The organism is Sphingomonas sp. BL-S-29, from assembly GCF_055521495.1.
In genome coordinates this window covers 3,575,750-3,601,030 of the sequence record NZ_CM145482.1, presented here as the reverse complement: position 1 = coordinate 3,601,030, position 25,281 = coordinate 3,575,750, and the positions used below count along the sequence as shown (strand labels likewise).

Genomic DNA, 25,281 nt, shown 5'->3' with positions numbered 1-25,281 from the left:
TCGACCGCAATCTACCGATGTTGTCAGCGTTCCCGATTTCACTGAATTTCTGAAGGAGCATGCGAAATGAAACCGAGCAAATGGCTATTATCGGCCGGCCTGTTTCTGTTTGTCGGCATCGCCGCCAAATCATCCGTCCAGTCCCAGACGCCCGCCGGCCCGGCGCCATTATGCGCCGTCAGCAGCGCCGAGTTCGCCACCTGGAAGGTCGGCAATAATTTCGCCCCGCCGAGCAGTTCCAGCTTCCAGCCCTCATCGGATTGCGCTTTCTACAAATGGTCGTCGCAGATGTTCCTCTGGCTGACCACCAAGGACGCGCGCGGCAACCTGCTGATGTTCTCGCCGAAGTTCGATAATGCCGTCGAGGACACCGCGACTGGTGCTTTCCAGCTGGTCAACAGCACCGGCGTGGATGCCCAGGGTAAGTCGAACGTCTCGTTCCGCGTCCGCGTCAACAAGCCCAGGACGCTGCTGCTCAAATCGGCCAACGCCACCAATAACGTGGTCGGCGGCCCGGCGGGCGATACGGACTCGACCGGCCAGGCGGGCGGCGGCGTGCTGATCGTCAATGGACAGCCGATCGCGGCGCCCAGCGCGCCCGGCATGTCGACCTATCCGGTCGTCTATTATGCGATCCAGGAAAATGACGTCTTCACAGCGCTCAAGGAGCATTGGCGCAAGGTGCCTTATTATCGGGTCGGCCCGAACAAGACGAATTTCCCGATCACGCTCGACCAGGCGAAGGAGATCCAGAAAGCCTCCGGCAAGACTCTGCCCAATCTCGAGCAGCTCGCGATCGAAGTGAAGACCGCCTGGGTCGATGTCGCCTATCTCACCACCGCTCAGGCCGGCAGCCTCATCCGGATCAAGTCGGACGTCCCGGCCTTTACCCAATCGACCAATACCCAGGGGCAACTGGTGCTGACCTGGGATGGCGAGACCATGGTCACGCGGACCCTGGCGATGGTCGGCATGCACGTCGTGGGGTCGGTCAACTCTCATCCGGAAATGGTCTGGGCGACGTTCGAATCGAACTTCAACAGCCCCGATGCGACCTATTCCTATCTCAACCAGAATTACGATCCCGCCACCAAGGCGTGCAAGGCGAGCACGAGCTGCCTCAACACCGTCACCTTCAGCCAGACGAGCAGCCAGTCCTCGATTTTCTACAACGGCACGAAAGGGGCTCCCACCGCGCCCGATGTGATCGTCGAAACGGCATCGTCCGGCAAAGACCCCAACATCGTCAGCATCGTCTCGGCCGGGGCGAAATTGACGCCGGCCAGCGTCGCACGCCTCAATCCCTGGGGCAGTCAGCAGCCGGCCACACCGACACCGACCGACCCGGCCGTGCTCAACAACACCTTGCTGGTATCGCTGATGCAATCGCTTCAACCGAAGCTGGCCGCGTCGGGCACGACCGGCAAGGCGCTGGCCAATTATTTCCTGGTCGGCGCGATCTGGAGCAACCGCATCATCCCGCCGCAGCCGGGCTACCAGCTGATCGGGTCGCAGTTCGTCGCGAACACGACGATGGAGACGTTCCAGCAGGTCCGACCGGGCAATCCCGATCCGGAGGCCACGGCCGCCAACTGCTTCAGCTGCCATGGCGACTTCAACGGCACGCAAGGCACCAGCGTCAGCCACGTCTTCCCGAACACGGTGACGTTCCGCTGATCTCCGCCTGAATGATCCGCCCCGCCGCGACCCTCGGTTCGCGGCGGGGTTTTTTGTGCCTCAGAACCGGATCGAATGGCGGTGGAAGGCGCGCGCCAGGAGCGGATCCCCGCCATGCGCGAAATAGCGCTCGCGATAGTCGTGCGCGGTGATCGCGTTGACGCTGCTGTTGCTGTGGTCCGAACCGTAGAGGAAGATGTCCGGTGCCGTCTCGGCGAGGCGGACGATCCAGTCCTCATAGATGCGGCGCTTCTGCTCCAGGCTGTAATGAGTAGCGCTGAAGATCGTGCAAAAGGCATTGCTCCACCAGATCAGCGCGCCGGGCTCGTTGCGGATGCGCGCGAGCAGGACGTCGGCCTCGAGGATGTTGCAGAGCAGATACTCGCGCTTCAATATGCGGAACTGCCGCCAATGATCCTCGAAAGCGACCGCGCCGCCCCAGCGCGCCAGTTCGGCCGCCCATAGCCGGTCGAGTTCCGCCCAATCCATGTTGTCGGGCGAGGCGCCGGGCCAGAGATAATAATGGGCCCCGTTCTGCCGCGCGAACAGGCCGCGCAGGAAAAGCGGATAGTCGCGCCCGTCCCATTCGCTGTCGAGCGTGCACCGGAACTCCAGTGCCTGGTTGCTGTAATCGAAGAACACCACCTGGCTGTCCGCGTCCACGCCGTGCGTCGCGAGGATTCGGTTGGGCTTCAGCCCGGCGGCGACGCAATAAAGGGTCGACACGGGCGTGGCGAAACCGGGCGGGGGCTCAGCGACATCGTCATAGGATTCGTAATTCAGCACGAATACGCCGCGCCCGGCCTTTTCGGACATCTCGTCGAGAAAACCGAGAAAGCCCGACGCATTGGCGAGGTCGGGCCGCAGGTCGATCAGATGTCCATCCAGCCCTGGGCCGAACGGCAGCACCGCAACCGTGTCGAGGTCCGGCTCGCCGTCCCGCGCCCAGGCGGCGAGGTCGACCAGCAGGCAGCGACCGGGAAGGCCGGCGAAGACGAAGTCGTGGTCGCCGGTCCATTCCTCCAGCGCGTCGAAAAAGCTGCGGGCCTTGCCGCCGTTCGGGCCGGCATGCTCGGCGACGACATGACCGTAACCCTGAACGAGGCAATAGCGGGCGCCCGTTTCGCGGGCACGGGTGAGGATCGTGTCGAGATCGGCACCCTCGATGATCGCGCCGAAATAATGCCAGCGCAGCCACGATACGGTGAGGTCGCGCGCACGCCCCGCCGGGGTCCCGGTACCAGCGCTTTCCGGTGAACCGAGCAATCCGCAGATCAGGTCGCGCACATGTCTCTCCCCAGGTCGATGCACGACTCTACCGGGCGGATCGGACGAGGCGCATAGTCGATGCCCCCATTTTGACAGGTAACCGGCTTGACCGCGACGCGTGCCGAAAGGCCTAGTGGCGGCGATGGGCGCCACGATACTCCTGCTGCAGGATGCGGCGTATTTCCCGTCCTATGGCGGGGGCAACAAGGCCAACCGTCTCTTGCTGACGGCGCTCGCGGCGCGCGGCTTCGATTGTCACGCCGTGTCGCGCCTGCCCGCCGGGCGCCGGGTCCTGGCCGACCGGTTCAGCGCGCAAGCGCTGGAGGCACGCGGCATTGCGGTCGAAACCGGCGCGCGCGGCATGGCCTATCGCCATGAGGGAGTGAGCGTCGAGGCGCTCGATCTCGGCAGTCCCGAGGCGCCGGCGCGCATCGCCGAGACCATCCGCAGGATCGGGCCCGACTGGATCCTCGTCTCCGACGATCGCCCGGCGATCCTGCTCGACATCGCCCTGGCCTGCGCGCCCGACCGGGTGGTGGCGCTGGTACATACCCATTTTCACCTGCCGTTCGGTCCCGAGGCCGAGGTCCATGATCCGGCGCAACACGAACGATTGCGCCGTGTGCGAAGCATCGTCGTGGTGAGCGAACATAGCCGGGCCTATCTCCGGGAGTTTGGCGGCCTGGACTCGGTCGTCCTGCATTTTCCGGTATTCGGCGACGGCTCGTTCGACCCGGTCGGGCGACCGGATTCCGGCACTGTGACGATGATCAACCCCTGTCTGGTCAAGGGGCTGCCGATCTTCCTCGAACTGGCGGGATTGTTTCCGGATACGCCGTTTGCCGCAGTGCCGACCTGGGGTGGTGACGCGGCGGTCCGCGACCAGCTCTTGCGCCTGCCGAATATGACGGTTCTCGAGCCGGACGACGATGTCGGCACCGTCCTGCGCACCACCCGCATTCTGGTCGCGCCGTCGCTGGTGCCGGAAACCTTCGGCTATGTCGCGCTGGACGCGATGCTGCGCGGCATCCCGGTCCTCGCGGGCAATCTCGGCGGGCAGCCCGAGGCCAAGCTCGGGGTGGATTTCATCCTGCCGGTCGCGCCTGCCCGGCGAACGGGTGCAGGCCATGTCGCGCCGCCACAGGACATCGCGCCGTGGCAGGCTGCGCTGGACAGCCTGTTGTTGGACGGCAACGCATATCGCCGCTGCGCGAACGCGTCCCGCGAGGCGGCGCTACGCTTCCTGCCGGAAACCGATGCGGGCCATGTCCTGCGCTATCTGGAATCGCTCTGAAACTACTCACCCGTATCCCCCCCTCCGTTCGTTTCGAGCGAAGTCGAGAAACAGGGCTTGGCGCTTCGTCAGTGTTTCTCGACTTCGCTCGAAACGAATGGGGAGTGATGCTCAACGTCCCGTCTCGTGCAGTTCCGCTTCGAGATCGCTTCCGCGCAATGCCTCGCTGAGCGCGTCGAAATTCGCGATGGTTTCCCGCAGCGCAACCGGCGTCAGCTTCCAGGTCTGGCCTTCCGGCTGGGCCGGCCGCCCTTGGGCGCCAAGAAAGACAAGCGCCGGCTCTATCCCGTCTGGCGAGAACAGATCCTCGTACCAGAGCAGCACATGGTCCTGCGCTGACTCGCACAGCGCGCGCTCGGTCTCGGCATAGAAGCGCTCGTGCAGCGCGATATTCTCCAGCAGGGCGTCGCGATCGACATGCACCTGGGGGCGGGGCGCCGGCGCGCCGCGATCGTCATAGACCACCCATTCGCCGGTCTGCCGCGCCAGCAGCAGCGACACGAAGCTCTTCACCCGGTTGCGCCGCTTCAGGATGATCTTGCGCACCGACACGTCCGGCACGACGGCGTCATAGGCCGGCTGGTGCTGCCACAGGCACATCTTGAACCCCACCGCGGCGCGCCCGAGATCGGTGCGCCATACGCGATCGAGGAATTCGACCGGATCGCGTTCCCGCTCCTCCATGCTGCCCAGCCGGAAATCGCTGTCCTGCAGGTGTCGCGCCACCCCGATCACATGAGGGTTGAAGATTTCGTGATGGCACAGGATGCCCGGGTGGGAATTCAGCACCGTGCACAGGAAATTGCTGCCGGTTCTGGTGGCATTCAAGATGATGAATCGAACCGCTTCCGGTGGTTTCGTCATCTTTCGCTCCGGGAAGGACTGGGCCAACAAGACATGAACTGTTCGGGCGGCAAGTCTAGCCTCGCTCGCGGTGCCGGAGAAAGGGCCTTCTTCCTGTCATGGCGACTGAAGAGCATTATGCCGGGGCGAGCGTCTGGGATACGCGCTTCCGCTCGATCCTCGCCATGGGCGAGCCGGACCGGTCGAGCCAGTGGATGGAACCGTTCCTGCCGTTGTTGAACGAGCATGATTGCCGCCGCGTGTTCGATCTCGGATGCGGTACCGGCTATGATGCGCTGGCGCTCGCGCGGCGGGGATTCCAGGTCGAGGGCATGGATTTTGCGCAGGTCGCGATCGACCAGGCGCGACAGCTCGCCGATGGGGAGGGGCTCGCGATCGATTTCCGCCAGGGCGATGTCGGTCTGCCGCTCGACTATGCGGACGAGGCGTTCGACGCGGTGGTCAGCAATCTGGTGCTGCACAGCTTCGACGATATCGTCCTGAGGCGCATCGTCGGCGAGGTCGGCCGCTGCCTCCGGCCCGGCGGGCTGTTCCTGTTTCACGCCAATTCCATGGCGGATCTCGAGCGCAGGCTCGCCTTCCAGCCCCCGGAGCGCCAGCTCGGGCCTCGATCCTATATCCTCGCCGGCGGCCAGACGATGCATTTCTTCAGCCGCGATTATTGCCAGGCCGTGCTCGCCGGCTGGGAACAGCTCGTGCTGGAGCCGGTGACGAGCTTCGATCCGGACGGAAACCCGATCAAGCAGGTCTGGCGCGGAGCCTTTCGCAAGCCGTGACGCCGCGCACGATTGCCATCGTCGATCCCTATGATGCCGGTTCGATGCTGGCGCCCGCCTTTGCCGAGCATGGGGTGGCGGCGGTGATGGTGGGAAGCACGGCAGCAGTTCCGCGGGAGGCGGCATCGTCCTTCGATCCAGCGGCCTTCCGGGATCTGATCTTCTGGCATGACGATATCACTGAAACCGTCGCCTCGTTGCGTGGCCATAAGGTGGATCGCGTCATTGCCGGATCGGAACGGGGCGTGATGCTGGCCGATCGGTTGGGCGAGGCGCTGGGCCTGGCGGGCAACGGCATCCGTCTCAGCCAGGCACGCCGTGACAAGGCCCGCATGATCGAGGAGGTCGGTCGCCACGGTATCCGGGTGCCGCGGCAGATCGAATCCGGACGGCTCGACGAGATCATGGAGTGGCTGGATGCCGGCGGTCACTGGCCGGCGGTGTTGAAGCCCCGCCTCGCAAAGGGATCGGAGGGCGTTCATCTGTGCGCGTCGCGGGACGAGGTGGCGCGCGCCTTCCATGCCGTTCACGGCCAGGTCGACCGGCTCGGGTTCAGCAACGAGACCGTGCTGGTGCAGGAATTCCTGAGCGGGCCGGAATATGTCGTGGACACCGTCAGCCATGATGGACACCATCGGCTGGCGGCGTTGTGGGCCTATGGCAAGCCGGCGCCGGGTTTCGACTCGATCGGGCTTCTGTCCACCAAGCAACTGCTGCCGCCCGAGGGGCCGCTGGCCGATCTGCTCTTCGCCTTCGCCGTGCGCGTTCTGGATGCGCTGGAGATCCGTCACGGTGCCGGGCATTGCGAGGTGATCGTCGATGAGCACGGCCCGGTGCTGGTGGAGATCGGCGCTCGCCTCCATGGTGGCCCGCCGGCCCATCTGATGTGCCGCGCGGCCACGGGGACCAGTCAGCTCGATCTGCTGGTGCAATCCTGCCTCGATCCAGCCGGCTTTCTCGACCAGGTCTCGCGGCGCTATACGCTGGCCAGCGGCACCGCGATGGCACTGCTGCGCGACGACAGCCTCAGGGGGCAGATCGAAAAGCTGCCTTCCGCCCAGCGCATCGCCTGGAACGCACCGGCCGGGCAACCCCAGCCACCGGTGGCGGGTGTCGCCACGCTGATCCATGCGGATCGGGACACGGTCGCGGCTGACCTGGAGATCGTCACCGGAGGGATCGCCTGCGACCTGCTCGAGGATCGCGAGGCGGTCGAGACGATCGCGGGAGCGTGGCGTGCGCTGCTCGAACGCTCTCGCTGCAACCGCGCCTTCAGTGGACCGAGCTGGTATCTGGCGGCGCTCGATGCCTGGCCCGAGCACCTGCCCTGTGTGATCGCCGCGCGCCGCGGCGAACAGCTCGTCGGCATCTTTCCGCTGGTCCGGCACTCGCGCGACGAAACGGCGCGTTTCGCCACGCTGCTGAGCGATTATAACGACCTGATCGTGGCGGATGGCGACGTCGCGGTCGCGCGGCGGCTGATGATCTTTGCGCGGGACCGCTTTCCCCGGCTCGACCTGACCTGCATCCGTCCCGACGCGAACTGCGCGACGGCCGAGGGCAGGGCACCGATGCTCGTCGAGAAGACATTCATCTGCCCGACCGCCGATCTTTCCGGCGGCTATGATGGCTGGTTCGCCGGACGCAGCCCCGGCTTCCAGCGCGAGCTTGGCCTTGTCGTGCGCCGCGCGGCGCGCAACGGCCTTGTCGCGCGTCGGCTCGATCCCGAGCGCGACACGAACGTCGACCCGGGCATTTTCTTCCTCGACATGCAGCGAGCGCGCTTCGGCGAGCGCAGCCTGTTCCTGCGCGATCCGGCGGCACGGGCCTTTGCGACCGCGATGCTCCCGGCGCTGTGGCGCGAAGGCAGTGTACCGCTGTTCGGGCTGTGGGCCGGGGAGCGGCTGATCGGACTGGACATCTGCATGCTGGGTGCCGACAGCCTCGGCAACTGGAACGCCGGGTTCGTCGCGGACTTCGCGACTTTCTCTCCCGGCATGCTGATGGCGAATGCCGCGGTGCGCGAGGCGTGCGCGCTTGGCCTGGCCGAGTTCGACTATCTTCGCGGCGTGGAGACCTACAAGCTGCGCTGGTGCTCCGGGCAGCGCGAGATCGGCCGGCTACCATGACTGACCCGCTCCCCGGCGACCCGTGGTCGATCGGCCTTTATGCCGGGCCCGATCCGCTTCATCTCGCACCGCCCGCCGGCATCGCCAATCCGATCATGACGCGCGAGCAGGTGACCGATGTGCCGGCGGCCTTTGTCGCCGACCCGTTCCTCCTGCCCTGGCGGGGCGAATGGCATTTGTTCTTCGAGGTGCTGAACCATGGCCGGACCGGCGAGATCGGTTGGGCAAGCAGCCTGGATGCAACCGCCTGGTCCTATCGGGGAATCGTGCTGAGCGAGCCGTTCCATCTGTCTTACCCTTATGTGTTCGAACATGAGGGCGAGGTCTTCATGGTTCCGGAGACGCTCGATGCCAACGCTGTCCGGCTTTACCGCGCCGATCCGTTTCCAACGCGCTGGGTTCCGGTCGCCGACCTTATTTCGGGTCGGCTGGCCGATCCCACCCTGTTCAGGTTCGAGGGGCGGTGGTGGATGTTCGCCTGTCCGGCGCCGTCCACGCATGACGCGCTCGCGCTATTTTATGCCGATTCACTCCATGGCCCCTGGCGCGAACATCCGGCCAGTCCGCTGAAGACCGAAGACAAGAGCAGGTCGCGGCCCGGTGGGCGGGTGGTGGTATGGGACGGTCGCCTGTACCGCTTCGCGCAGGATTGCGGGCCGCGCTATGGCAGCGGCGTGCGGGCTTTCGAGATAACGCGCCTGACGCCCGATCTCTATGCCGAGCGCGAATCCGCCGAAAGCCCGATCCTCGGCCCGGCGGGTGAAGGGTGGAACGGCAAGGGCATGCACCATGTGGATGCATGGCTGATCGCGCCGGATCGATGGATCGCCGCCGTGGATGGCATTCGGATCAAGTGATCCCGGGTCCGTACCGCATCGGCCAAGAGTTTCCTCCTCCGATGTAGCCATTCTGGCCTCTTCTTCGATTGCTGCCCGTCGGGCCCCATTATAGGCTGTGGCAATATAGAGATTTGCAGAATTTAAAGCTGCTTGCCGATCTCTCTGAAATGGGGCCGCTATGAAGAAACTTACTTTGCTGCTGTGCGCAGGCTCGCTGGTGGCTGCCGCCGCCGTGGCGCAAACCTCTTCGTCTTCTTCTTCCGCCGTACCGCTGGCGCCGCCATTCGGGCCAGTCGTCGGGCCGGGACGGACGGTGCAGACAGCGGATATGACCAACACCAATCCGCTGATCCCCAGCGACATCTATCGCAACAGCTCTGTCGCGCATCAGGATCTGGCGACCTTTGCCTGGCTCGAGTTCATCTCGGCCGTATCACCCAACAAATCGGGCATGCGCGGCGTGCCTGGCGGCAGTTTTGCGGCCTCGGGCACCGGTGCCAATAAGGGCCCGCTGGTCTGGGAGACCTATCAGCATCGGACCGAATTGTTTCCGTGCAATGCCACCAGTTCTTCGACCGGGCCGGTGACGTCGCCGATACCGCCACAGCCCTGGGGTGCGGCTCCCAAATATGTCACGACCGCCGCGAGCAACAACCTGTGTAGCACCATCACGGTGCCGGGCGGCGGGCCAGTGCCGTTCAACAACCTCGATGAAGCGAACCAGATCGGACAGAATATCCTGTTCTATCCGGCCCAGCCGGGAAATCCGCAACCGGCCACCGATGCCCAGATATTGTTCGAGGCGAAGGTGAACCAGTATGAATCCAATTATGTGACGCAGAATTACAAGAGCTTCATTCCGCAGTTCAAACCGTTCCGCCTCTTCCCGGTGGTCAATCTTCCGACCACGACCGTCGAGGTGAAGGCCGCCTGGCGCCCGGTATCGTCGATCCCGGCCAACCAGCGCTATCGCTATCACATCGCGAATGTGCTCACTTATTCCGGCACCGACACCGCGCCCGTTACCAATGTCGTGCCCTATGCGCTCATCGCGCTTCACATCATCCACAAGACCCCCAACTATCCCGCCTTCATCTTCGCGACGTTCGAACAGGTGGACGACTTCAAGAACCAGGTCACCGGGCAACCGTCGGGCGTTTATTATGTCCCGTCCTACAATTCGGTCGGGTACACGACGCCGGCGACCACGACTTTTCCGCCTACCGGTCAGGTGGTGCCCAACCCGAATATCGGCTTCAACCCTGCTCAGCCGACGGCGAAACCTTATGGCGTGAATGGCAGCGTGAGCTTGCCCCAGGGCAATACGAGCACCTTCCCCGGGGCGAAGCCCGTGCCTGGCGGGGTCGCCATCCCGGTCACCTCACCGGTCCCGACCGTACCGGAAGTCGCCTCGGTGAACGCCCAGGCGCTCGCCGCGATGAAGGGAATTCCCGGTTTCAACCAGAATTTCACCTGGCAATATTACAAGCTCACCGGCGTCCAGGCGGTCCCGACGAACAATGAAAGCACCCGGGATTTCTATCTCGCCAACATCGTCGTCGAAAGCAGCCAGCCGGGCATCCAGTTGTTCCGGGGCTTCCCGCCGATTACGAACGGTGTGCTCACCAATATCCGCAATCAGGTCAACGTCATCGACTATCATAGCGGGGGGTCGCTCACGTCGAGCGGTGGTTGCCAGGGGTGCCATGGTGTCGCGCAGACTCAGAACGGGTTCGACTTCAGCTTCCTGTTCTTCGGCGTGAACGGTGGCGGCTTTACGCCCGAGACGGCCGGACTGCCGCCGCCTCAAGTTTCGGCGGTTCGGTTGGCCAGAAAGAAGTACTTCCAGTAATAGCTGTCGAACCAACGAGAGGGGGCGGTCGACGAATGGCCGCTCCCATCGTGGTTGGCGCCACGCATCCAAAGCGGGCAGCCCGCCGACCGGGGCGCCCTGCTTTCCACGCCGCCAAGGGCAGAAGATCGCCATAGCCGATCGCGGTTGGCCCTGCCGGTCCTGCAGGACAGCTTTTACCATATCGGCGGACATCGCGATTTTCGACGCGAGCGATTGCGCGAGACCGTGCAGCCCATATTGTGGCAACGGCGCGTTGGCCGCATGTTTCCTGTTCCGTTTCACGGGCAGGCTTGCGGATGCGCGACGGAGATTCACGTGTTTGCAGTTGCTACGGCGCTTGCCGTCCTCGCCGTGATGCCCTTGCCAGCCCAGGCCGCGGATCGGGCGGAGAGGCCACGTCATGATTCCGGCAGGGTGGTGTGCCGCAGGTCGGTGGAAACCGGTTCCATCCTGAAGCAGCGCATCCTCTGCAAGACGCAAGCTTCCTGGAATAGCTCGGGCGTGGAGCGGCGTGCAGAGGATGATTATTCATACGAAGAGGCGTTGCAGGCCGGCCAGTTGGCGCCCGATCAGAGCATCTCCATCGGCACGGCGAATTGGGAGAAGCTGTCCGCCCTGAAGCTTCATGGTCGCCTCCCTTATGTCCAGCTTGTCCTCGCCGTGGAAGATCTGCTGAAGAAGGGCGAGTGCAAGTTTGCCGGCCAGACCGAAAAGGCTTTCGATATCGAGGCGCGCTTTGCCGTGCGCGTCGCGCCGGGCGGCCGCGCCACTCAGGTTGTCGTATCGGACACAGGATGCACCGCGCTCAACACGCTGGTGGGGCTGACCATATTCGCGCGCTCGAAACGCGGCGATATCGAGCCGGAGGCGGAAGGCGCACGCTGGTTCGCCGGCGCGATGAATTTCACCCTGCGATGAACCTGCCACGCGTTCGCTTGCCAACGCATGATCCCGGTCACCAAGATCCGTGCCCGGTCCGCGGAGCGGCGATCTCGTCCGGCACACCGGCGAGGAGTTCCTCTACGTCCTCAGCGGCAAGATCGTTGGCGCACACCGAATTCTACGATCCGGTCACATTGGGCCCGGGAGAGGCATTGTATATCGATTCAAGCATGGGCCATGCGTGTCTCGTAGTGGAGGATTGCGATGAGGCGGAGGTACTGGCGGTGATGTCGAGCGCTGAAGAGGAATTGATGGAATCATTGCTGACCCTGCATGAGGAGCCGCGCCAGGGCGCCACCGCCGCGAGCGACGGCGGCGATGCGCCGGGCGTACCGCGTCGTGTCAGGAAGAGCCGTTGAGGCGCTCCCTGCTGCTGCTGTCCGCGGTCGCGATGCTCGCGGCGCCGACGGCATCGCCGGCACAGGATTACAATGCCCGCGTCGCACGCATCCTGAAGGCGACGCCGTTGATCGACGGGCACAATGACTGGCCGGAGGCCCTGCGTGAACGCGAGGGCGATGCGCGCTGGACTGCGGATCTGACGGATCTGTCGGGGCGCCCCATCCGCTACAACACTGACATCTTGCGGCTGCGCAAGGGCCTTGTCGGTGGCCAGTTCTGGTCCGTCTGGGTATCGTCCGCGCTCGAGGGCAAGGAGCAGGTCGAGCAGACGCTGGAACAGATCGACCTCGTGAAGTCGATCGCCGCGCGCTATCCCCAGACCTTCGCCATGGTCCGGACCGCCGACGATGTCGTCCGTGCTCATGCCGCAGGCCGGATCGCATGCCTGATCGGCGTCGAGGGAGGGGGACAGATCGATAACAATCTGTCGGTATTGCGCAGCTATGCAGCCCTCGGTGCCGGTTATCTGACGCTCACCCATTCGCGCACGATCGAGTGGGCGGATTCGGCGACGGACGATCCCAGGCATGATGGCCTGACCGACTTTGGCCGGTCGATCGTGCTCGAGCTCAACCGGCTCGGCATGCTCGTCGATCTCAGCCATGTCAGCGAGGCGACGATGCGCGACGCGCTCGCCCTGTCAAAGGCGCCGGTCATCTTCTCGCATTCGAGCGCGCGGGCGATCGACGATCATCCGCGCAACGTGCCGGACGCGGTTCTCAAGCTGGTCGGCGCGAATGGTGGCGTCGTGATGGTCAATTATGCGCCGGCCTATGTGTCGGACGCCTATCGCCGCTGGTCGGCGGACTCGGTGGCCGAAAAAAGCCGGCTGAATTCGCCGCCGTTCGGCGGGCTCGACATCGGGCAACCCGAAAAGGCAAAGGCCGACTATGCGCTTTGGCTCGAGGACCATCCCGCGCCGCGCGTGACCTTGTCGGAAGTGGCGGATCACATCGCGCACATCGCTCGGGTGGCCGGTGTCGACCATGTCGGGCTTGGTTCCGATTTCGACGGTGTCGGCGATGCGCTTCCGGTCGGTCTCGAGGATGTCGCGACCTACCCGGCACTGCTCGCGGAATTGATGCGCCGGGGCTGGAGCGACGCCGATATCGCCAAGGTCGCCGGCGAAAATGTCCTGAGAGTAATGCGGGCGGCGGAGCGCGTTAAGCAAGACATGGCGCACTGAATTGAGATTTTCAGGATGCGAACCAGGGCACAAACCTCGCCTGGATCGAGTCCCGAAATATCGGCGAATCACCGTCCGCGCGTGGCTTTCCGCTTTTCTGCGTCACCGTTCGGCGAGCGCGACGGGCGTCGCAGTAAGGCGCCCATATTAGGGGTGGGTCAGGTCAGGACGCGTAGAGAGTGAGAGTCTGCGCCGCGATGGCGACCTGCGTCCGGTTGCTGACATTGAGCTTGCGCATCAGCGCCGTCATGTGCGCTTTGACCGTTGCTTCCGCGATCCCCAGCTCGAACGCGATCTGCTTGTTGAGCTGACCCGAACGGACGCCTCGCATCACCTTGACCTGAGTCGGCGTGAGCCGCACCGGTGCGCCGATGCCATCCATCGCGCATGGCATCACACCCGCGCCGATCTGATGAGCTTGTTGGCGATTCCCCGTCATATCATCCTCGCTCCTTTGGCTCTTCGGCCTGCCGTGTCGCGCATCCGCACCGTCGCGCAACCCCTGTCCGGGTTCCTGTTTACGCGGAATCAGTTGGACAGCTTTATTTATGTTCTTGAAACGTACGGTGGATCAAGTCTTTTTTCGTTGCTACGACGCGGAAACCTGTCCTACAGATATGATATAGGGATCCGGAGGTGAAAACGCCGCCGGGATAGGAGGGGCGATGTCCGTAGCGATTGAAAGTCGCGTGCCACGGCTGGAGCGGTGCTGGTGACCGGTGCCGATATCAGGCTGGTGATGGCCGCCATCGCCGGCATCACCCTTGCGATCCTGTTGATCGTTCGCGGGCGTCTCCACCCATTCATCGGACTGTTGTGCGGCGCCTTCGCGGTCGGCCTGCTGGCCGGCCTGCCGCTCGCCGATACGGCCAAAGCCGTGCAGAAGGGAGTTGGCGATATCGTCGGCGGCACCGGGCTGGTGGTTGCGCTGGGTCTGTCGCTCGGCGCCATGCTGCATTTGTCGGGCGCTGCGGCGTCGCTTGCCACCGGCGCGCTGCGCCTGACCGGGCCGAAGGCAGCGCCCTGGGCGACGCTGGGCATCGCCATCATCATCGGGCTTCCGCTCTTTTTCGAAACCGGGCTGGTGCTGTTGTTGCCGATCGTGGTGGCGGCGGCGAAAGCGATGCCCGACGATGGCGACCGGGATGCCGCCAAGCTGCGGCTGATCATGCCCGCGCTGGCCGGCCTGGGCGTGGTCCATGCGCTGGTACCGCCGCATCCGGGTCCGTTGCTCGCAGTCGAGGCGCTCGGTGCCAGCCTAGGCCTCACCATGCTCTACGGCATCATCATCGCGATCCCGATCGCCATTCTCGCCGGCCCGGTGCTCGCCAGGTTTACGACGCGGGGCGTGAAGTTGGTCGAACCGGTCCTCAGCGATCATTCCCTGGACCTCACGCCTCCGCCACGCGCGGTGTCGCTGTTCATCGTGCTGCTGCCGATCGTGCTGATCGCGGCGGGCGAGCTCGGCAAGCTGGTGCCGGGGCTCAAGGACGCCGTCTGGCTGGCCGCCGCCAGCAACCCGGTGCTGGCGCTGCTCGTCACCAATCTCATCGCGCTGCCCCTGTTGTTCGGGCGCCGGCTCAGTGAGGCGGCGATCCAGGATGCCGTGTGGTTTGAGACGATGGGCGCGGCGGGGGCGATCCTGCTGGCGATCGGTGCCGGCGGTGCGCTGAAGCAGGTGCTGGTCACTGCCGGCCTGTCCGACCTGCTCGCGCGGGCGGTGATGATGTATGCGATCTCGCCCTTGCTGCTCGGCTGGCTGGTTGCGGTCGGCATCCGGCTCGCCGCCGGGTCAGCGACGGTCGCGACGATCACGGCGGTCGGGGTCATGCCAGGCGTGGTCGCCGCGTCCGGCGTCTCGCCCGAACTCGTGGTGCTGGCGATCGGCGCCGGCTCGGTGTTCTTCAGCCATGTCAACGATCCGGGCTTCTGGCTGGTGAAGGGCTATGTCGGCACCAGTACGGCCGACACCTTCCGTACCTGGTCGATGCTGGAGACGGTCATCTCGGTGGCCGGGCTCGCCGCGGTCGTGGCGCTCAGCTACGTCATATGACTGGCGGCGGCGCCCGCATCGGCAAGGACGGCCCGGTGGTGCGGGAAGGGACGCTGGCGGGGCGCGCCTATACCGGCATCGTTCAGATCATCAACGACGAAGGCCTGGTGACCGGCGACCGGCTCCCATCCGAAGCGCGGCTCGCCGAAGTCTTCGGCATGTCGCGCTCGATCGTGCGCGAGGCACTGGTCCGGCTCGCCGCCGACGGCATCACCGAGGCGCGGCGCGGCGCGGGCTCCTATGTGAAGCGCCGTCCGTCGGAACGGCTCGGCTCGCACATGCCGATGCACGGCCTCGCGGCGACGCTCGGCACCTATGAAGTCCGTTTCGTGCTCGAGGCCGAAGCCGCCCGCCTGGCCGCGCAGCGGCGTTCGCACCAGCAGATGGAGGCGATCGACGCGGCGCTTGAGGGGCTACGCCGTGCACTGTTGTCCAGCGACCCGGCCCATACCGAGGATTGGGTGCTGCACCGGACCATCGCGGAGGCGACCGGCAACAGCGCCTTTGCCGACACGCTCGATCGTCTCCAGGAAGACGTGATGCTGATCCTGCGTGCCGGGGTCGATATCTCGCGTTCGCGTCCACCCGACGTCATCGCCACGATGATGGAAGAACATGACGCGATCGTCGATGCGATCCGTGCCCAGGATGCCGATGGCGCCGCACTGGCGATGCGCTGGCATTTGTCGCAGGGCCGCAAGCGGCTGATGCCGGAAACCTAGAGCAGCGCGTGCCTAATTCGCTCCGTTCGTCCTGAGTAGGGATCGAGTAGCCGAAGGCGTATCGAGAGCCCGTATCGAAGGACAGGTTATCGCGCGGAACCTGTCCTTCGATACGGGCTCTCGATACGCCGCTACGCGGCTACTCGATGGCTACTCAGGACGAACGGGTGGCTCCGATTTAATGCAAGCTACTCTAACGCGCGGTGGAGAGGATGCCGGCCTGTGCCCAGGCGAGGACCTCCCGGCTGAGATTGTCGATCGGCGCATAGCAATGCAGGATCAGTGCGCGCTCGTCGGGCATAGGCCGCTCCAGCGCGGCAAACTGGCTGTCGAGCAGGCTGGTCGGCATGTAATGGCTCTTTCGCGCGGCCAGCCGCGCGGCGATTTCGTCCCGCTCGCCGTCGAGCAATACCCATAGCAACGGTACGCCCGCCGCACGTTCGAGCCGCTCGCGATAGCGTCGCTTGAGCGCGGAACAGGCGGCGACGGCGATTCCATGCTCATCCACCGCCGATCCGATCGCGGCACCCAGCCGGTCTAGCCATGGCCAGCGGTCTTCATCGTCGAGGGGCTGCCCGGCCCGCATCTTGGCGACGCTCGCCTCGGCATGGAAATCGTCGCCTTCGAGGGCAGGGCAGGACAGATGTGCGCCGAGATGCGCGATCAGGGTCGACTTCCCGCAACCGCTCACGCCCATCGCGATGATCGCGCAGGGGGGCAATCCAGTCATGTTACCCTGTGCCTTCACCTCGCGTCCTCAGCTTTCGTCACCGTTCGCGCGAATTCGAGCGACGCATCCAGGGCGACCTTATTGGGCACGTGACGGTTTTGACTATTGCGACCTTTGTCGCGGTCGCAGACATGGCTGCGACCGCGTACCCTGCGCGCTAACCGCGAAAATGCGGGTTTGTCGCGAAAGGTGAAGACGCATGAAGGCGAGCATGATCGCGCGGTGTTTGATTGTCGCGGCGATGCCGATCGGTGCGGTCGCCGGCGCGCAGCAGCCCGCGGTTTCGGCCTTCTCCGTCGCCCCGAACGATCCCGCTGCGGTCACCGTCAAGGCGCGGGGCGACGGCCTGGCTGACGATACCGCCGCGATCCAGGCGGCGATCGATGCGGCGGCTGCGCGTCCCGGCGGCGGCATCGTGTTTCTGCCCTCGGGACGTTATCGGCTCACCCGCACCCTCTATATGTGGCCCGGCGTGCGCCTGTTCGGTGTGGGCAAGACCCGCCCGGTTCTCCTGCTCGCGCCCAATACGCCCGGCTTCCAGCGCGGCGTCGGGAGCATGGTGTTCTTTACCGGCAACCAGCCGAGCGGCACCGCGCCGGGGCCGGGCGGGGTGCCGTTGCGCGGCAAGGTGCCCGTGCCGCCGCCGACCAGCGTGCCGTTCGATCCAGACATTGCGGACGCCAATTCGGGCACTTTCTATTCGGCGATGGCCAATGTGAATTTCGAGATCGGCAATGGCAATCCGGCGGCGACGGCGGTGCGCTTCCACACCGCGCAGCACACCTATCTCAGCCATATCGACTTCCATCTCGGCTCGGCGCTCGCCGGCATCTACCAGGTCGGCAATCTCGGCATGGACTTGCGATTTTATGGCGGGCGCTATGGCATCCTGGCCGAGAAGACCTCGCCCGCCTGGCAGTACACGTTGCTGGATTCCGTGTTCGACGGCCAGCGCGATGCCGCGATCCGCGAGCATGAGGCCGGGCTGACCTTGGTGAATACCGTGCTCCGCAACGTACCCGTCGGGATCGAGATCGACCGCGGCTATGGCGACTGGCTGTGGGGCAAGGACGTCCGCTTCGAGAATGTCTCGCGCGCCGGGATCATCATCAGCAACGAAGGCAATGCCTATACCCAGATCGGGTTCGACAATGCCGTGGCCAGCGGCACGCCGGTGTTCGCCCGGTTCCGTGAGAGCGGCAAGACGGTCGCGGGGCCGGCGCCGCGTTACCGGGTCAAGGAGTTCACTTATGGGCTGACCCTGGCGGCGCTCGGCCAGGCGGGCAGCTTTGCGACACGCATGGATGCCGCCCCGCTGTCATCGCTGCCGCGCCGCCGCGATCCGGCGATCCGCGCGTTCCCCGGTACCGCTGGGTGGTCCAATGTCCACGATCTCGGTGCGAAGGGTGACAATGCAACTGACGATACCGCCGCGCTCCAGCGCGCGATCGACACCCATCAGATTCTCTATTTCCCCTCGGGCTTCTACCGCGTCACCGATACGCTGAAGCTGCGCCCCGACAGCGTGCTGATCGGCCTGCATCCCAGCCTGACCCAGATCGTGCTGGCCGACGACACGCCCGCCTATCGCGGGGTCGGCCCGGCCAGGGCGTTGATGGAAAGCGCCAAAGGCGGTGACGCGATCGTCTCGGGTCTCGGCCTCGCCACCGGCGGCATCAACCCGCGCGCGACGGCGCTGCTGTGGCGCGCGGGCGAAAAGTCGCTGGTCGACGACGTCAAGTTCCAGGGCGGGCACGGCACCAATCTCGCCGATGGCAGCCGCTTCGATCCCTATAACGCCAACCACACATCGGATGCCGACCCGAAGAAGCGCTGGGACGCGCAATATTCCAGCCTGTGGGTGACGGATGGCGGTGGCGGCACTTTCAACGGCCTGTGGACGCCGAACACCTATGCCCAGTCCGGGCTTCATGTGTCGGATACGGCGACGCCCGGCTATGTCTATCAGATGTCAGCCGAGCATCATGTGCGCGCCGAGATCGTGCTTGACGGCGTGCGCAACTGGGAATTCCTGGCGCCGCAGACCGAGGAAGAGGCGGGCGAGGGGCGCAATACGGTCGCGCTGGAGGTGCGCAATTCGCGCGACATCCTGTTCGCCAATTTCCATGGCTACCGCGTCACCCGTTCGCTCCAGCCGGCACCGGCGGCGGTCAAGCTCTACGGCTCGACCGGCATCCGTTTCCGCAATGTCCATGTCAACGCGGAGAGCGGCTTTTCGACCTGCGACACCAATGGCTGCGGCACCTATCTGCGTGCGAGCAAATACCCTTTTGCGAATGCGATCCAGGATCTGACGCGTGGCGCGGAGGTGCGCGAGCGCGAGTTCGCGGTGCTGGACGTGACTGACGCGGCGCCCGTTGCCGCAGCGCCGCCGCTCGTGCCGGTGACGCGGCTCGCCGGTGACTTTTACGCGCTCGGCGGCGGCGCGGTGGATTCGGCCGGCAAGCTCTATTTCGTCGACCGGCAGTTCCACCGCATCCATGGCTGGTCGGACAAGGAGGGACTTTCGATCGTCGCCGATGCCCCGGTCGATCCTATAAACCTCGCGGTCGATCGGTCGGGCAATCTGATGATATTGTCCTCGGACGGCCCCGAGGCGACCGTTTACAGCATCAAACCCGGCGAGGCCCAGGCAGTGCGGGTGATCGCCCCGACGCCCGCCGGCGACCGGTCGGGTGCCCGGATCGCGCTGCCCGGCAGCTTCTGGAACAATGGCGAGTTCCGCGATCAATATGACCCCGCGACCGACCAGTTCACCACGCTTGCCGAAATGTTCGCGCGCGACATGGCGGTGCCCAAGGCACGCGACTATGTCTCGCCCGATGGCAGCCTGATCCTGCCGGCCTATCGTGTGTGGCAGCAGGGGCCGGCCAATCATCTGGGCTGGCGCTTCTCCGATACACTCGACACCTATGGCTGGGTCACCGGCAAGATCGGCGAGCGGGTCTATGTCGCCAATGGTTCGGAGGACCGGACCTATTCTGGCCTGCTCGGCCCGCGCGGCGCGGTGACCGATCTCAAGCCCTTCGCGCCGCGCGGCGGGGAGAGCGTGGCGGCGGGGCCGGACGGCCGCGTCTATGTCGCGAACGGCCAGATATTCATCTATGGTGCCGATGGCGGCGAACTGGGGCGGATCGACGTGCCCGAGCGGCCGCTGCAGCTGCTGTTCGGTGGCCCGGACGGGCGCACGCTGTTCATCCTCACGCATCATGCACTGTATTCCGCGCGGCCGTGAACGCTCCCATCGGGGCGATGCTATGCGACCATGGTCGTAGATGATGGGCGGATCGTGATCCGGTAAGTGTATCTCACAAGTACGCGATTCGTCAGCCAAGGCGGCGCGTCCAAGAATGACAAACAGGGGATGGATGATGGGAAAAAATTCGTTTGACCGCCGCGCTCTGACGGGCCTTCGTGGTACCGTTACCAGCCTTGCCGCACTCGCTGCCGGCCTCGCGTTCGCCCCTGCATCCGCCCAAACCGCACCCGCTCAGCTCGAGGCAGCCACGCCGGCGCCGTTGCAGTCGGCGCCAGAGGCGGAAAAGCCGGAGGGCGATATCATCGTCACCGGCAGCCGCATCATGTCGAGCGGCTTCAATGCGCCGACGCCGACGACCGTCATCAACGAGGAGTCGATCGCCCGCAACGCGCAGCCGAACATCTTCAACACCATCGCCCAGCTGCCGTCGCTGCAGGGGTCGACCGGTGCGGCCACGGGCACGTTCAGCACGTCGAGCGGCCAGCAGGGCCTGAGCTCCTTCTCGCTGCGCGGCCTCGGTACGATCCGCACGCTGACCCTGCTTGATGGCCAGCGTGTCGTCGGCGCGAACGTGACCGGCGTTCCCGACATTAGCATGTTCCCGCAGCTGCTGGTGAAGCGGGTCGACGTGGTGAACGGCGGCGCATCCGCATCCTATGGGTCGGACGCAGTCGGCGGCGTGGTCAACTTCATCACTGACACGCGCTTCACGGGTTTCAAGGCGAACGTCCAGGGCGGCATCACCAATTACGGTGATGACGAGCAGGCGCTGGTCCAGGCGGCCTGGGGCACGGCGCTGTTGGACAACCGGCTGCACCTGATCGTAAGCGGCGAATTCGACCATGAAGACGGTGTCGGCCCGGGCGATTTCGGCACGGACCTTGCGGGCGGGCGCGACTGGTATCGCGCGACCACGCTGGTCGATACAGGACAGGCCAATAACGGCCTGCCGCGGTTCAATTATCGCGATTATGCGCAGCCCTATCAGTATGCGCGGTACGGCCTGATCAACAACGGCCCGCTGCAGGGAATCGCGTTCGATCAGAACGGCGCGCCGTATAATTTCAACTACGGGTCGGGTGGCAAGCCGACGGGCACCGGCACTGTTACGGGCTGCTACCCCGGCAATGGCTTCTGCGTCGGCGGCGACCTGTCCGGTGCGCCCGGCTCCGGCGCGTCGCTGAAGTCGGCGCTGGAGCGCCTCAACGGCTTTGGCCGGATCGGCTTCGACTTCGCTGAAAACAACGAAGCCTATCTGACTGTCAACGTTGCAAAGGTGACGACCAGCAATCAGCCGAGCCCAGGCTATAATCGACAGAATCTGGCGGACGTCCAATGCTCAAACGCGTTCCTGCCGCAGCTGGTAAAGGATCGGTGCGTCACCGCCGGCATCACCAAGTTCAACTTCGGCTCGAGCAACGGCTATTTCCCGGATCCCAAGGTCTTCACCGATCGGCGTCAATATCGCTTCGTCGGTGGCCTGAAGGGAGCGTTCGACCTGGGCGGTTCCGACTGGAAATATGATGCCTATTACGAGCACGGCACGACCATTTCCGACATCAAAGTTCACGACATCGTCATTCAGAACCGTTACGTCGCCGCGGCCAATGCCATCACGCTGAACGGCGCCATCGTATGCGCCGACGCGGGTGCGCGAGCCGCCGGTTGTCAGCCGATCAATATCTTTGGCGGTGTCCCGTCGTCGGCCGCGCTTGCCTATATCACGCCGGCCAACGGGCCGTTCCAGCATACCAAGCTGACTCAGGATGTCGTCAGCCTCAACTTCTCGGGCCAGCCGCTCGATCTGTGGGCAGGCCCGCTATCGGTCGCGTTCGGTGGCGAATATCGGCACGAATTCTATCGTGTGAACGCCGATCCTTATGGTGCCGGCGTTTCGAGCATCAGCCCGAGCAGTGCTGCCTATCCGGCGGATCCGCTGCTCAATGCTTCCCAGGGGAGCAACTGGGCGGCCGGCAATTACAAGAATGGCAGCGGCAAATATGATGTCTATGAAGGGTTCCTCGAACTCGACGTGCCGTTGTTCGATGGCGACGGGATCGGCAAGGCGAACCTGAACGGCGCCGGTCGAGTCACGCATTACAGCACGTCGGGCACGGTTTGGGCATGGAAGATCGGCGGCACCTGGGAAACCCCGCTCGACGGCATCCGGCTGCGGGCCGTGACGTCGCGCGACGTGCGCGCGCCAAACCTGTCGGAGCTGTTCGCCGCGCCTACCGTCACGACGCAGCCAAGCTTTACCAATCCGTTCGGCCCACCGGTGCAGGCGTTCCAGAACACAGTTGGTAATCCCGACCTGAAACCGGAAATCGCACGCAACACCGAACTCGGCATCGTTCTGTCGCGTCCGTCCTGGCTCCCGGGCTTGAGCCTGTCGTTCGACTATTACAACATCGAGCTGAAGGGCGTGATCTCGACCTTGTCGGCAGCGCAGATCGTGCAATTCTGCGCCGATGGTCTCAAGAGCTTTTGCAGCGCCTTCAAACTGGACAATGCGAACCAGGCCGACAACTTCATCAACGTCAAGCCGTTCAATCTCGCTTCCTGGAAGACCAGCGGGTTCGATATCGAGGCGAGCTATCAGTGGCAGCAGCCGCTTGGCCTGCCGGGCAACTTCACCATCCGCGCCCTTGGAACGCATATCCGTGAGTTCCTGGTCGATGCCGGCATCGCCGGCGTCGACGTGGTCGACCAGGCCGGCGCCAACACCGGCAACACGCCCCATTGGAAGTGGCTGGCGACGCAGAGCTACAGCAACGACCGGTTCAGCCTCCTCGTTCAGGAGCGCTGGTTCAGCAATGGCGTGTTCGGCAATCAATATGTCGTGTGCACCACCGGCTGCCCGGCCTCGACCGCCAATCATCCGACGATCGACTTCAACAAGATGAAGGGCGCCTTCTATCTCGACCTCGGCGGCTCGGTGAAGATCACCCAGGGGATCGAAACCTTCTTCAAGGTCGACAATATCTTCGATCACGATCCCGCGCCGTCGCCGCAGACCAATACCGGCCTCGACGTGAACCCGGCGCTCTACGACACGCTGGGCCGCGTGTACCGCGTCGGCGTCCGAGCAAAGTTCTGATCTTGCCGGAATAGCCGACCGTGCGTGCCCCGCCGGGCATGCACGGTCGGCATTGATGCGAGGACCGTCTAAACGAGGCGTCGCTTGATCGACTGCTTCGCTTCGCGTGAAAAGATGGATGTGCCGTTGTTGAAGGCCTCGATCGATTCGACGACGTCGAACGTCGCCGCTGTCGACCTCACCTCGAAGGCAATTCGGAGCTCGCAATTCCAGCCTTCGCGGCGATAGCGGCTGATGCGGTTGCCCGACCAGACCCCGCTATTGGGATCGCCCGTCATGATCGACGCAACCGTGTTCGGGCCATAGCCCGAGAGCTCGGTTCCGTTGGCGCAGGTTCGTTTCTTGTCGGGCCAGACGCCGGTCACGGTCAGGCGGCCCTGGTCGATCGTCGTGCTTACCACGACCTCGCCCTTGTCGGGCGCGATCGGCACGGTCTGGACAGGCATGGCCGGTTCGGCGAGCGGCGGGGTTCGGATCGGCAGCTCCAGGCTGCTGGCGACCGGATCCAGCGTCAGCGTCGGGCCTTCGGGTGAGGGCCAGACGAGCGGCCATAGCCCTTCCGAGATGGCGAGCCGGAGGCGTTCCCCGGCCTTGAGCTGTTGCGCGACGAAGCCAAGGGCGATCTCCACATCGACGGCCTTGCCAGGCGTCAGCGGTCGGGGCGTGTCATGCCCGTCGCGATGGGTGAGGTTGAGCAGGCCATAGGCCAGTCGCCATGAGGTGCCGTCCGGCATGACCTTGCACAGCCGCACCGCAACCTGGGCGACCGGCTTGTCGGCCGCGACGCGCAGACGGACTTTCGGCACGCCGAGCAGTTCCACGTCAGCGGGCAGGGGTGCCATGTCATAGGTGATCGAAAGGGCATCGTCGGTACGCTGGTCGCCCGGCATTTCCGCCTGGCCGAACGGCACCCATTCGGGCGTCTTCAGCCCCACGGCATTGTTGGATTTGTGACGACGCGTCTTCGCCGGGCCGGGCCGCGGCGCGAGGCCGGTGTCGGTGAGATACAGGCGCTGCCGATGTACGGCCTTTGACGGCCACACCGGTTCAGCGGCCCAATGCCCGGGCGTTTCGCCCGGGGCGGACTGGGCGGGCGTTGCGCTCGGGCAATAGAAGCGCAACATCGGCTCATCCATGATGCCGGTACGTTCGCCGCGCAGCCAGTGCGACCACCAGCGGATTTCCTCATAGGCCCAGTCCAGCGCCGGGCCCGGGCCACCGACCCAGGCATAGGTATGGCCCCAGGGCCCGACCAGCGCCTTGCGCGGGCAGCTCAATCCTTCGAGCAGCCGCGGCACCGAATGGACATAGGCATCGGCCCAGCCACCGACGACATAGGTCGGGCATTTGATCGCGGCGTAATCGAAGTGGAGCGACCCATGCCGCCAATAGCCGTCTTCGTGCTGATGCTCAGTCCAGCGCGCGATGATCGGCGGAGATGCCTGGAGCCGTTCGCGCCACATCGATTCCCAGGCCGGGCCGGCGATGAGCGGATCGGGCGGCGCGGCCATGACGCCCTTGAAATTGGCGCCCCATTTGAAGTTGGTCAGACCGAGGCAACCGCCGACATAATGCGCGTCGTCGGTATAGCGGCGATCCGAACAGGCCATCGGCATGATCGCCTTGAGCGCTGGTGGATTGAGCATCGCCGTCTGCAGCGTCGAAAACCCGCCCCAGGAAATGCCCCGCATGCCGACGGCACCGTTCGACCAGGGTTGAGCGGCGAGCCAGGCGATGATCTGGGCGCCGTCATCCTGTTCGCTCGCCAGATATTCGTCATGGAGGATGCCATCCGAATCGCCGGAGCCGCGAATGTCGATCCGCGCGAAACCGATGCCGTAGCCGGCCAGCGTCTCGCCCCAATAATCGTCGGCCGCGCTATAGGCGTCGCGGGTTCGATAGGGGATATATTCGAGCACGACGGGGGCGGGTTTGGTATCGGCATCGGCGGGCAGCCAGATCCGGCCGCGGAGCGTCACGCCATCGCGCATCGGAATGCGCGCCGCGTCGATATGCTTGACCGTTCCCTTGGGTGGCAGCGCCCATGGCTTGGGCTCCGCCGCGCGGGCGAGGGTGCTGCGGCCCAGCGCTAGGCCGGTGAGCGAGGCGGCGAGAAACTCACGGCGCGAACCCGGCATTATCGTGCGCCCCCCGCGCTAGCCC

The 25,281-nt window shown here is 64.8% G+C and carries 18 protein-coding genes; 13 read left to right on the top strand and 5 right to left on the bottom strand.

The window, feature by feature from the left end; translation table 11 throughout:
* The first annotated feature begins 66 nt into the window (after window positions 1-66).
* Window positions 67-1,677, top strand: a complete 1,611-nt coding sequence (locus ACZ1I2_RS16960; protein WP_465176446.1) for a hypothetical protein — start codon at window positions 67-69, stop codon at window positions 1,675-1,677.
* Between the two features lie 60 nt (window positions 1,678-1,737).
* Here the strand turns inward: ACZ1I2_RS16960 and ACZ1I2_RS16955 are convergent, their stop codons facing one another.
* On the bottom strand, window positions 1,738-2,964 hold the full coding sequence (locus tag ACZ1I2_RS16955) for a hypothetical protein (protein WP_465176447.1): 1,227 nt from the start codon (window positions 2,962-2,964) through the stop codon (window positions 1,738-1,740).
* Window positions 2,965-3,064: 100 nt separating this feature from the next.
* On the opposite strand from ACZ1I2_RS16955, the gene ACZ1I2_RS16950 reads away from it, so the two are divergent.
* A complete protein-coding gene (locus ACZ1I2_RS16950) occupies window positions 3,065-4,240 on the top strand; it encodes a glycosyltransferase family 4 protein (protein WP_465176448.1) in 1,176 nt (391 codons plus the stop codon).
* A 111-nt stretch (window positions 4,241-4,351) separates the two neighbouring features.
* Here ACZ1I2_RS16950 and ACZ1I2_RS16945 read toward each other — a convergent pair whose 3' ends face one another.
* Complete coding sequence (locus ACZ1I2_RS16945; protein WP_465176449.1) at window positions 4,352-5,104, bottom strand: hypothetical protein; 753 nt, start codon at window positions 5,102-5,104, stop codon at window positions 4,352-4,354.
* A 98-nt stretch (window positions 5,105-5,202) separates the two neighbouring features.
* On the opposite strand from ACZ1I2_RS16945, the gene ACZ1I2_RS16940 reads away from it, so the two are divergent.
* From ACZ1I2_RS16940 to ACZ1I2_RS16910, 7 genes are all read left to right on the top strand, one after another.
* Window positions 5,203-5,880, top strand: a complete 678-nt coding sequence (locus tag ACZ1I2_RS16940; RefSeq protein ID WP_465172990.1) for a class I SAM-dependent methyltransferase — start codon at window positions 5,203-5,205, stop codon at window positions 5,878-5,880.
* Entirely contained in the window at window positions 5,877-8,009 is a 2,133-nt protein-coding gene (locus ACZ1I2_RS16935) for a GNAT family N-acetyltransferase (RefSeq protein WP_465176450.1), read from the top strand. Before ACZ1I2_RS16940 ends, ACZ1I2_RS16935 begins: the two co-directional genes overlap by 4 nt.
* Window positions 8,006-8,866, top strand: coding sequence for a glucosamine inositolphosphorylceramide transferase family protein (locus ACZ1I2_RS16930; protein WP_465176451.1), 861 nt, complete (start codon window positions 8,006-8,008; stop codon window positions 8,864-8,866). Before ACZ1I2_RS16935 ends, ACZ1I2_RS16930 begins: the two co-directional genes overlap by 4 nt.
* A 160-nt stretch (window positions 8,867-9,026) precedes the next feature.
* Window positions 9,027-10,700 (top strand): hypothetical protein, encoded by a 1,674-nt coding sequence (locus ACZ1I2_RS16925; RefSeq protein WP_465172993.1) that lies wholly within the window; start codon window positions 9,027-9,029, stop codon window positions 10,698-10,700.
* A 147-nt stretch (window positions 10,701-10,847) separates the two neighbouring features.
* The gene (locus tag ACZ1I2_RS16920) at window positions 10,848-11,621 is read left to right on the top strand and encodes a hypothetical protein (protein WP_465176452.1); all 774 of its coding nucleotides are present in this window, start codon (window positions 10,848-10,850) and stop codon (window positions 11,619-11,621) included.
* A 176-nt stretch (window positions 11,622-11,797) separates the two neighbouring features.
* A complete protein-coding gene (locus ACZ1I2_RS16915; protein WP_465176453.1) occupies window positions 11,798-12,004 on the top strand; it encodes a hypothetical protein in 207 nt (68 codons plus the stop codon).
* A gap of 32 nt (window positions 12,005-12,036) precedes the next feature.
* Window positions 12,037-13,233, top strand: a complete 1,197-nt coding sequence (locus tag ACZ1I2_RS16910) for a dipeptidase (protein WP_465177122.1) — start codon at window positions 12,037-12,039, stop codon at window positions 13,231-13,233.
* A gap of 163 nt (window positions 13,234-13,396) precedes the next feature.
* On the opposite strand, the gene ACZ1I2_RS16905 is transcribed toward ACZ1I2_RS16910, so the two are convergent.
* Window positions 13,397-13,627 (bottom strand): response regulator transcription factor, encoded by a 231-nt coding sequence (locus tag ACZ1I2_RS16905; RefSeq protein ID WP_465173913.1) that lies wholly within the window; start codon window positions 13,625-13,627, stop codon window positions 13,397-13,399.
* Window positions 13,628-13,945: 318 nt separating this feature from the next.
* Between ACZ1I2_RS16905 and ACZ1I2_RS16900 the strand changes: the two genes are divergently transcribed.
* The gene (locus ACZ1I2_RS16900) at window positions 13,946-15,286 is read left to right on the top strand and encodes a GntP family permease (RefSeq protein ID WP_465176454.1); all 1,341 of its coding nucleotides are present in this window, start codon (window positions 13,946-13,948) and stop codon (window positions 15,284-15,286) included.
* A 38-nt stretch (window positions 15,287-15,324) separates the two neighbouring features.
* Complete coding sequence (locus ACZ1I2_RS16895; RefSeq protein WP_465173914.1) at window positions 15,325-16,008, top strand: FadR/GntR family transcriptional regulator; 684 nt, start codon at window positions 15,325-15,327, stop codon at window positions 16,006-16,008.
* Window positions 16,009-16,201: 193 nt separating this feature from the next.
* Here ACZ1I2_RS16895 and ACZ1I2_RS16890 read toward each other — a convergent pair whose 3' ends face one another.
* Window positions 16,202-16,738 carry a gluconokinase gene (locus ACZ1I2_RS16890; RefSeq protein WP_465176455.1) on the bottom strand — a complete coding sequence of 179 codons (537 nt, stop codon included), beginning with the start codon at window positions 16,736-16,738 and terminating at the stop codon, window positions 16,202-16,204.
* A gap of 199 nt (window positions 16,739-16,937) precedes the next feature.
* On the opposite strand from ACZ1I2_RS16890, the gene ACZ1I2_RS16885 reads away from it, so the two are divergent.
* Together ACZ1I2_RS16885 and ACZ1I2_RS16880 are read left to right on the top strand one after the other, a co-directional pair.
* A complete protein-coding gene (locus ACZ1I2_RS16885; protein WP_465176456.1) occupies window positions 16,938-19,994 on the top strand; it encodes a glycosyl hydrolase family 28-related protein in 3,057 nt (1,018 codons plus the stop codon).
* A 136-nt stretch (window positions 19,995-20,130) separates the two neighbouring features.
* The gene (locus tag ACZ1I2_RS16880) at window positions 20,131-23,118 is read left to right on the top strand and encodes a TonB-dependent receptor plug domain-containing protein (protein ID WP_465176457.1); all 2,988 of its coding nucleotides are present in this window, start codon (window positions 20,131-20,133) and stop codon (window positions 23,116-23,118) included.
* Between the two features lie 68 nt (window positions 23,119-23,186).
* Here the strand turns inward: ACZ1I2_RS16880 and ACZ1I2_RS16875 are convergent, their stop codons facing one another.
* Entirely contained in the window at window positions 23,187-25,256 is a 2,070-nt protein-coding gene (locus ACZ1I2_RS16875) for a CocE/NonD family hydrolase (protein WP_465176458.1), read from the bottom strand.
* Window positions 25,257-25,281: the final 25 nt, after the last annotated feature.

Excerpts from the sequence above, each read along its gene's own strand:
- ACZ1I2_RS16960 (WP_465176446.1), top strand. The coding sequence starts at position 67 with ATGAAACCGAGCAAATGGCTATTATCGGCCGGCCTGTTTCTGTTTGTC.
- ACZ1I2_RS16945 (WP_465176449.1), bottom strand. The coding sequence starts at position 5,104 with ATGACGAAACCACCGGAAGCGGTTCGATTCATCATCTTGAATGCCACC.
- ACZ1I2_RS16940 (WP_465172990.1), top strand. The coding sequence starts at position 5,203 with ATGGCGACTGAAGAGCATTATGCCGGGGCGAGCGTCTGGGATACGCGC.
- ACZ1I2_RS16930 (WP_465176451.1), top strand. The coding sequence starts at position 8,006 with ATGACTGACCCGCTCCCCGGCGACCCGTGGTCGATCGGCCTTTATGCC.
- ACZ1I2_RS16925 (WP_465172993.1), top strand. The coding sequence starts at position 9,027 with ATGAAGAAACTTACTTTGCTGCTGTGCGCAGGCTCGCTGGTGGCTGCC.
- ACZ1I2_RS16910 (WP_465177122.1), top strand. The coding sequence starts at position 12,037 with ATGCTCGCGGCGCCGACGGCATCGCCGGCACAGGATTACAATGCCCGC.
- ACZ1I2_RS16905 (WP_465173913.1), bottom strand. The coding sequence starts at position 13,627 with ATGCCATGCGCGATGGATGGCATCGGCGCACCGGTGCGGCTCACGCCG.
- ACZ1I2_RS16890 (WP_465176455.1), bottom strand. The coding sequence starts at position 16,738 with ATGACTGGATTGCCCCCCTGCGCGATCATCGCGATGGGCGTGAGCGGT.
- ACZ1I2_RS16885 (WP_465176456.1), top strand. The coding sequence starts at position 16,938 with ATGAAGGCGAGCATGATCGCGCGGTGTTTGATTGTCGCGGCGATGCCG.
- ACZ1I2_RS16880 (WP_465176457.1), top strand. The coding sequence starts at position 20,131 with ATGGGAAAAAATTCGTTTGACCGCCGCGCTCTGACGGGCCTTCGTGGT.
- ACZ1I2_RS16875 (WP_465176458.1), bottom strand. The coding sequence starts at position 25,256 with ATGCCGGGTTCGCGCCGTGAGTTTCTCGCCGCCTCGCTCACCGGCCTA.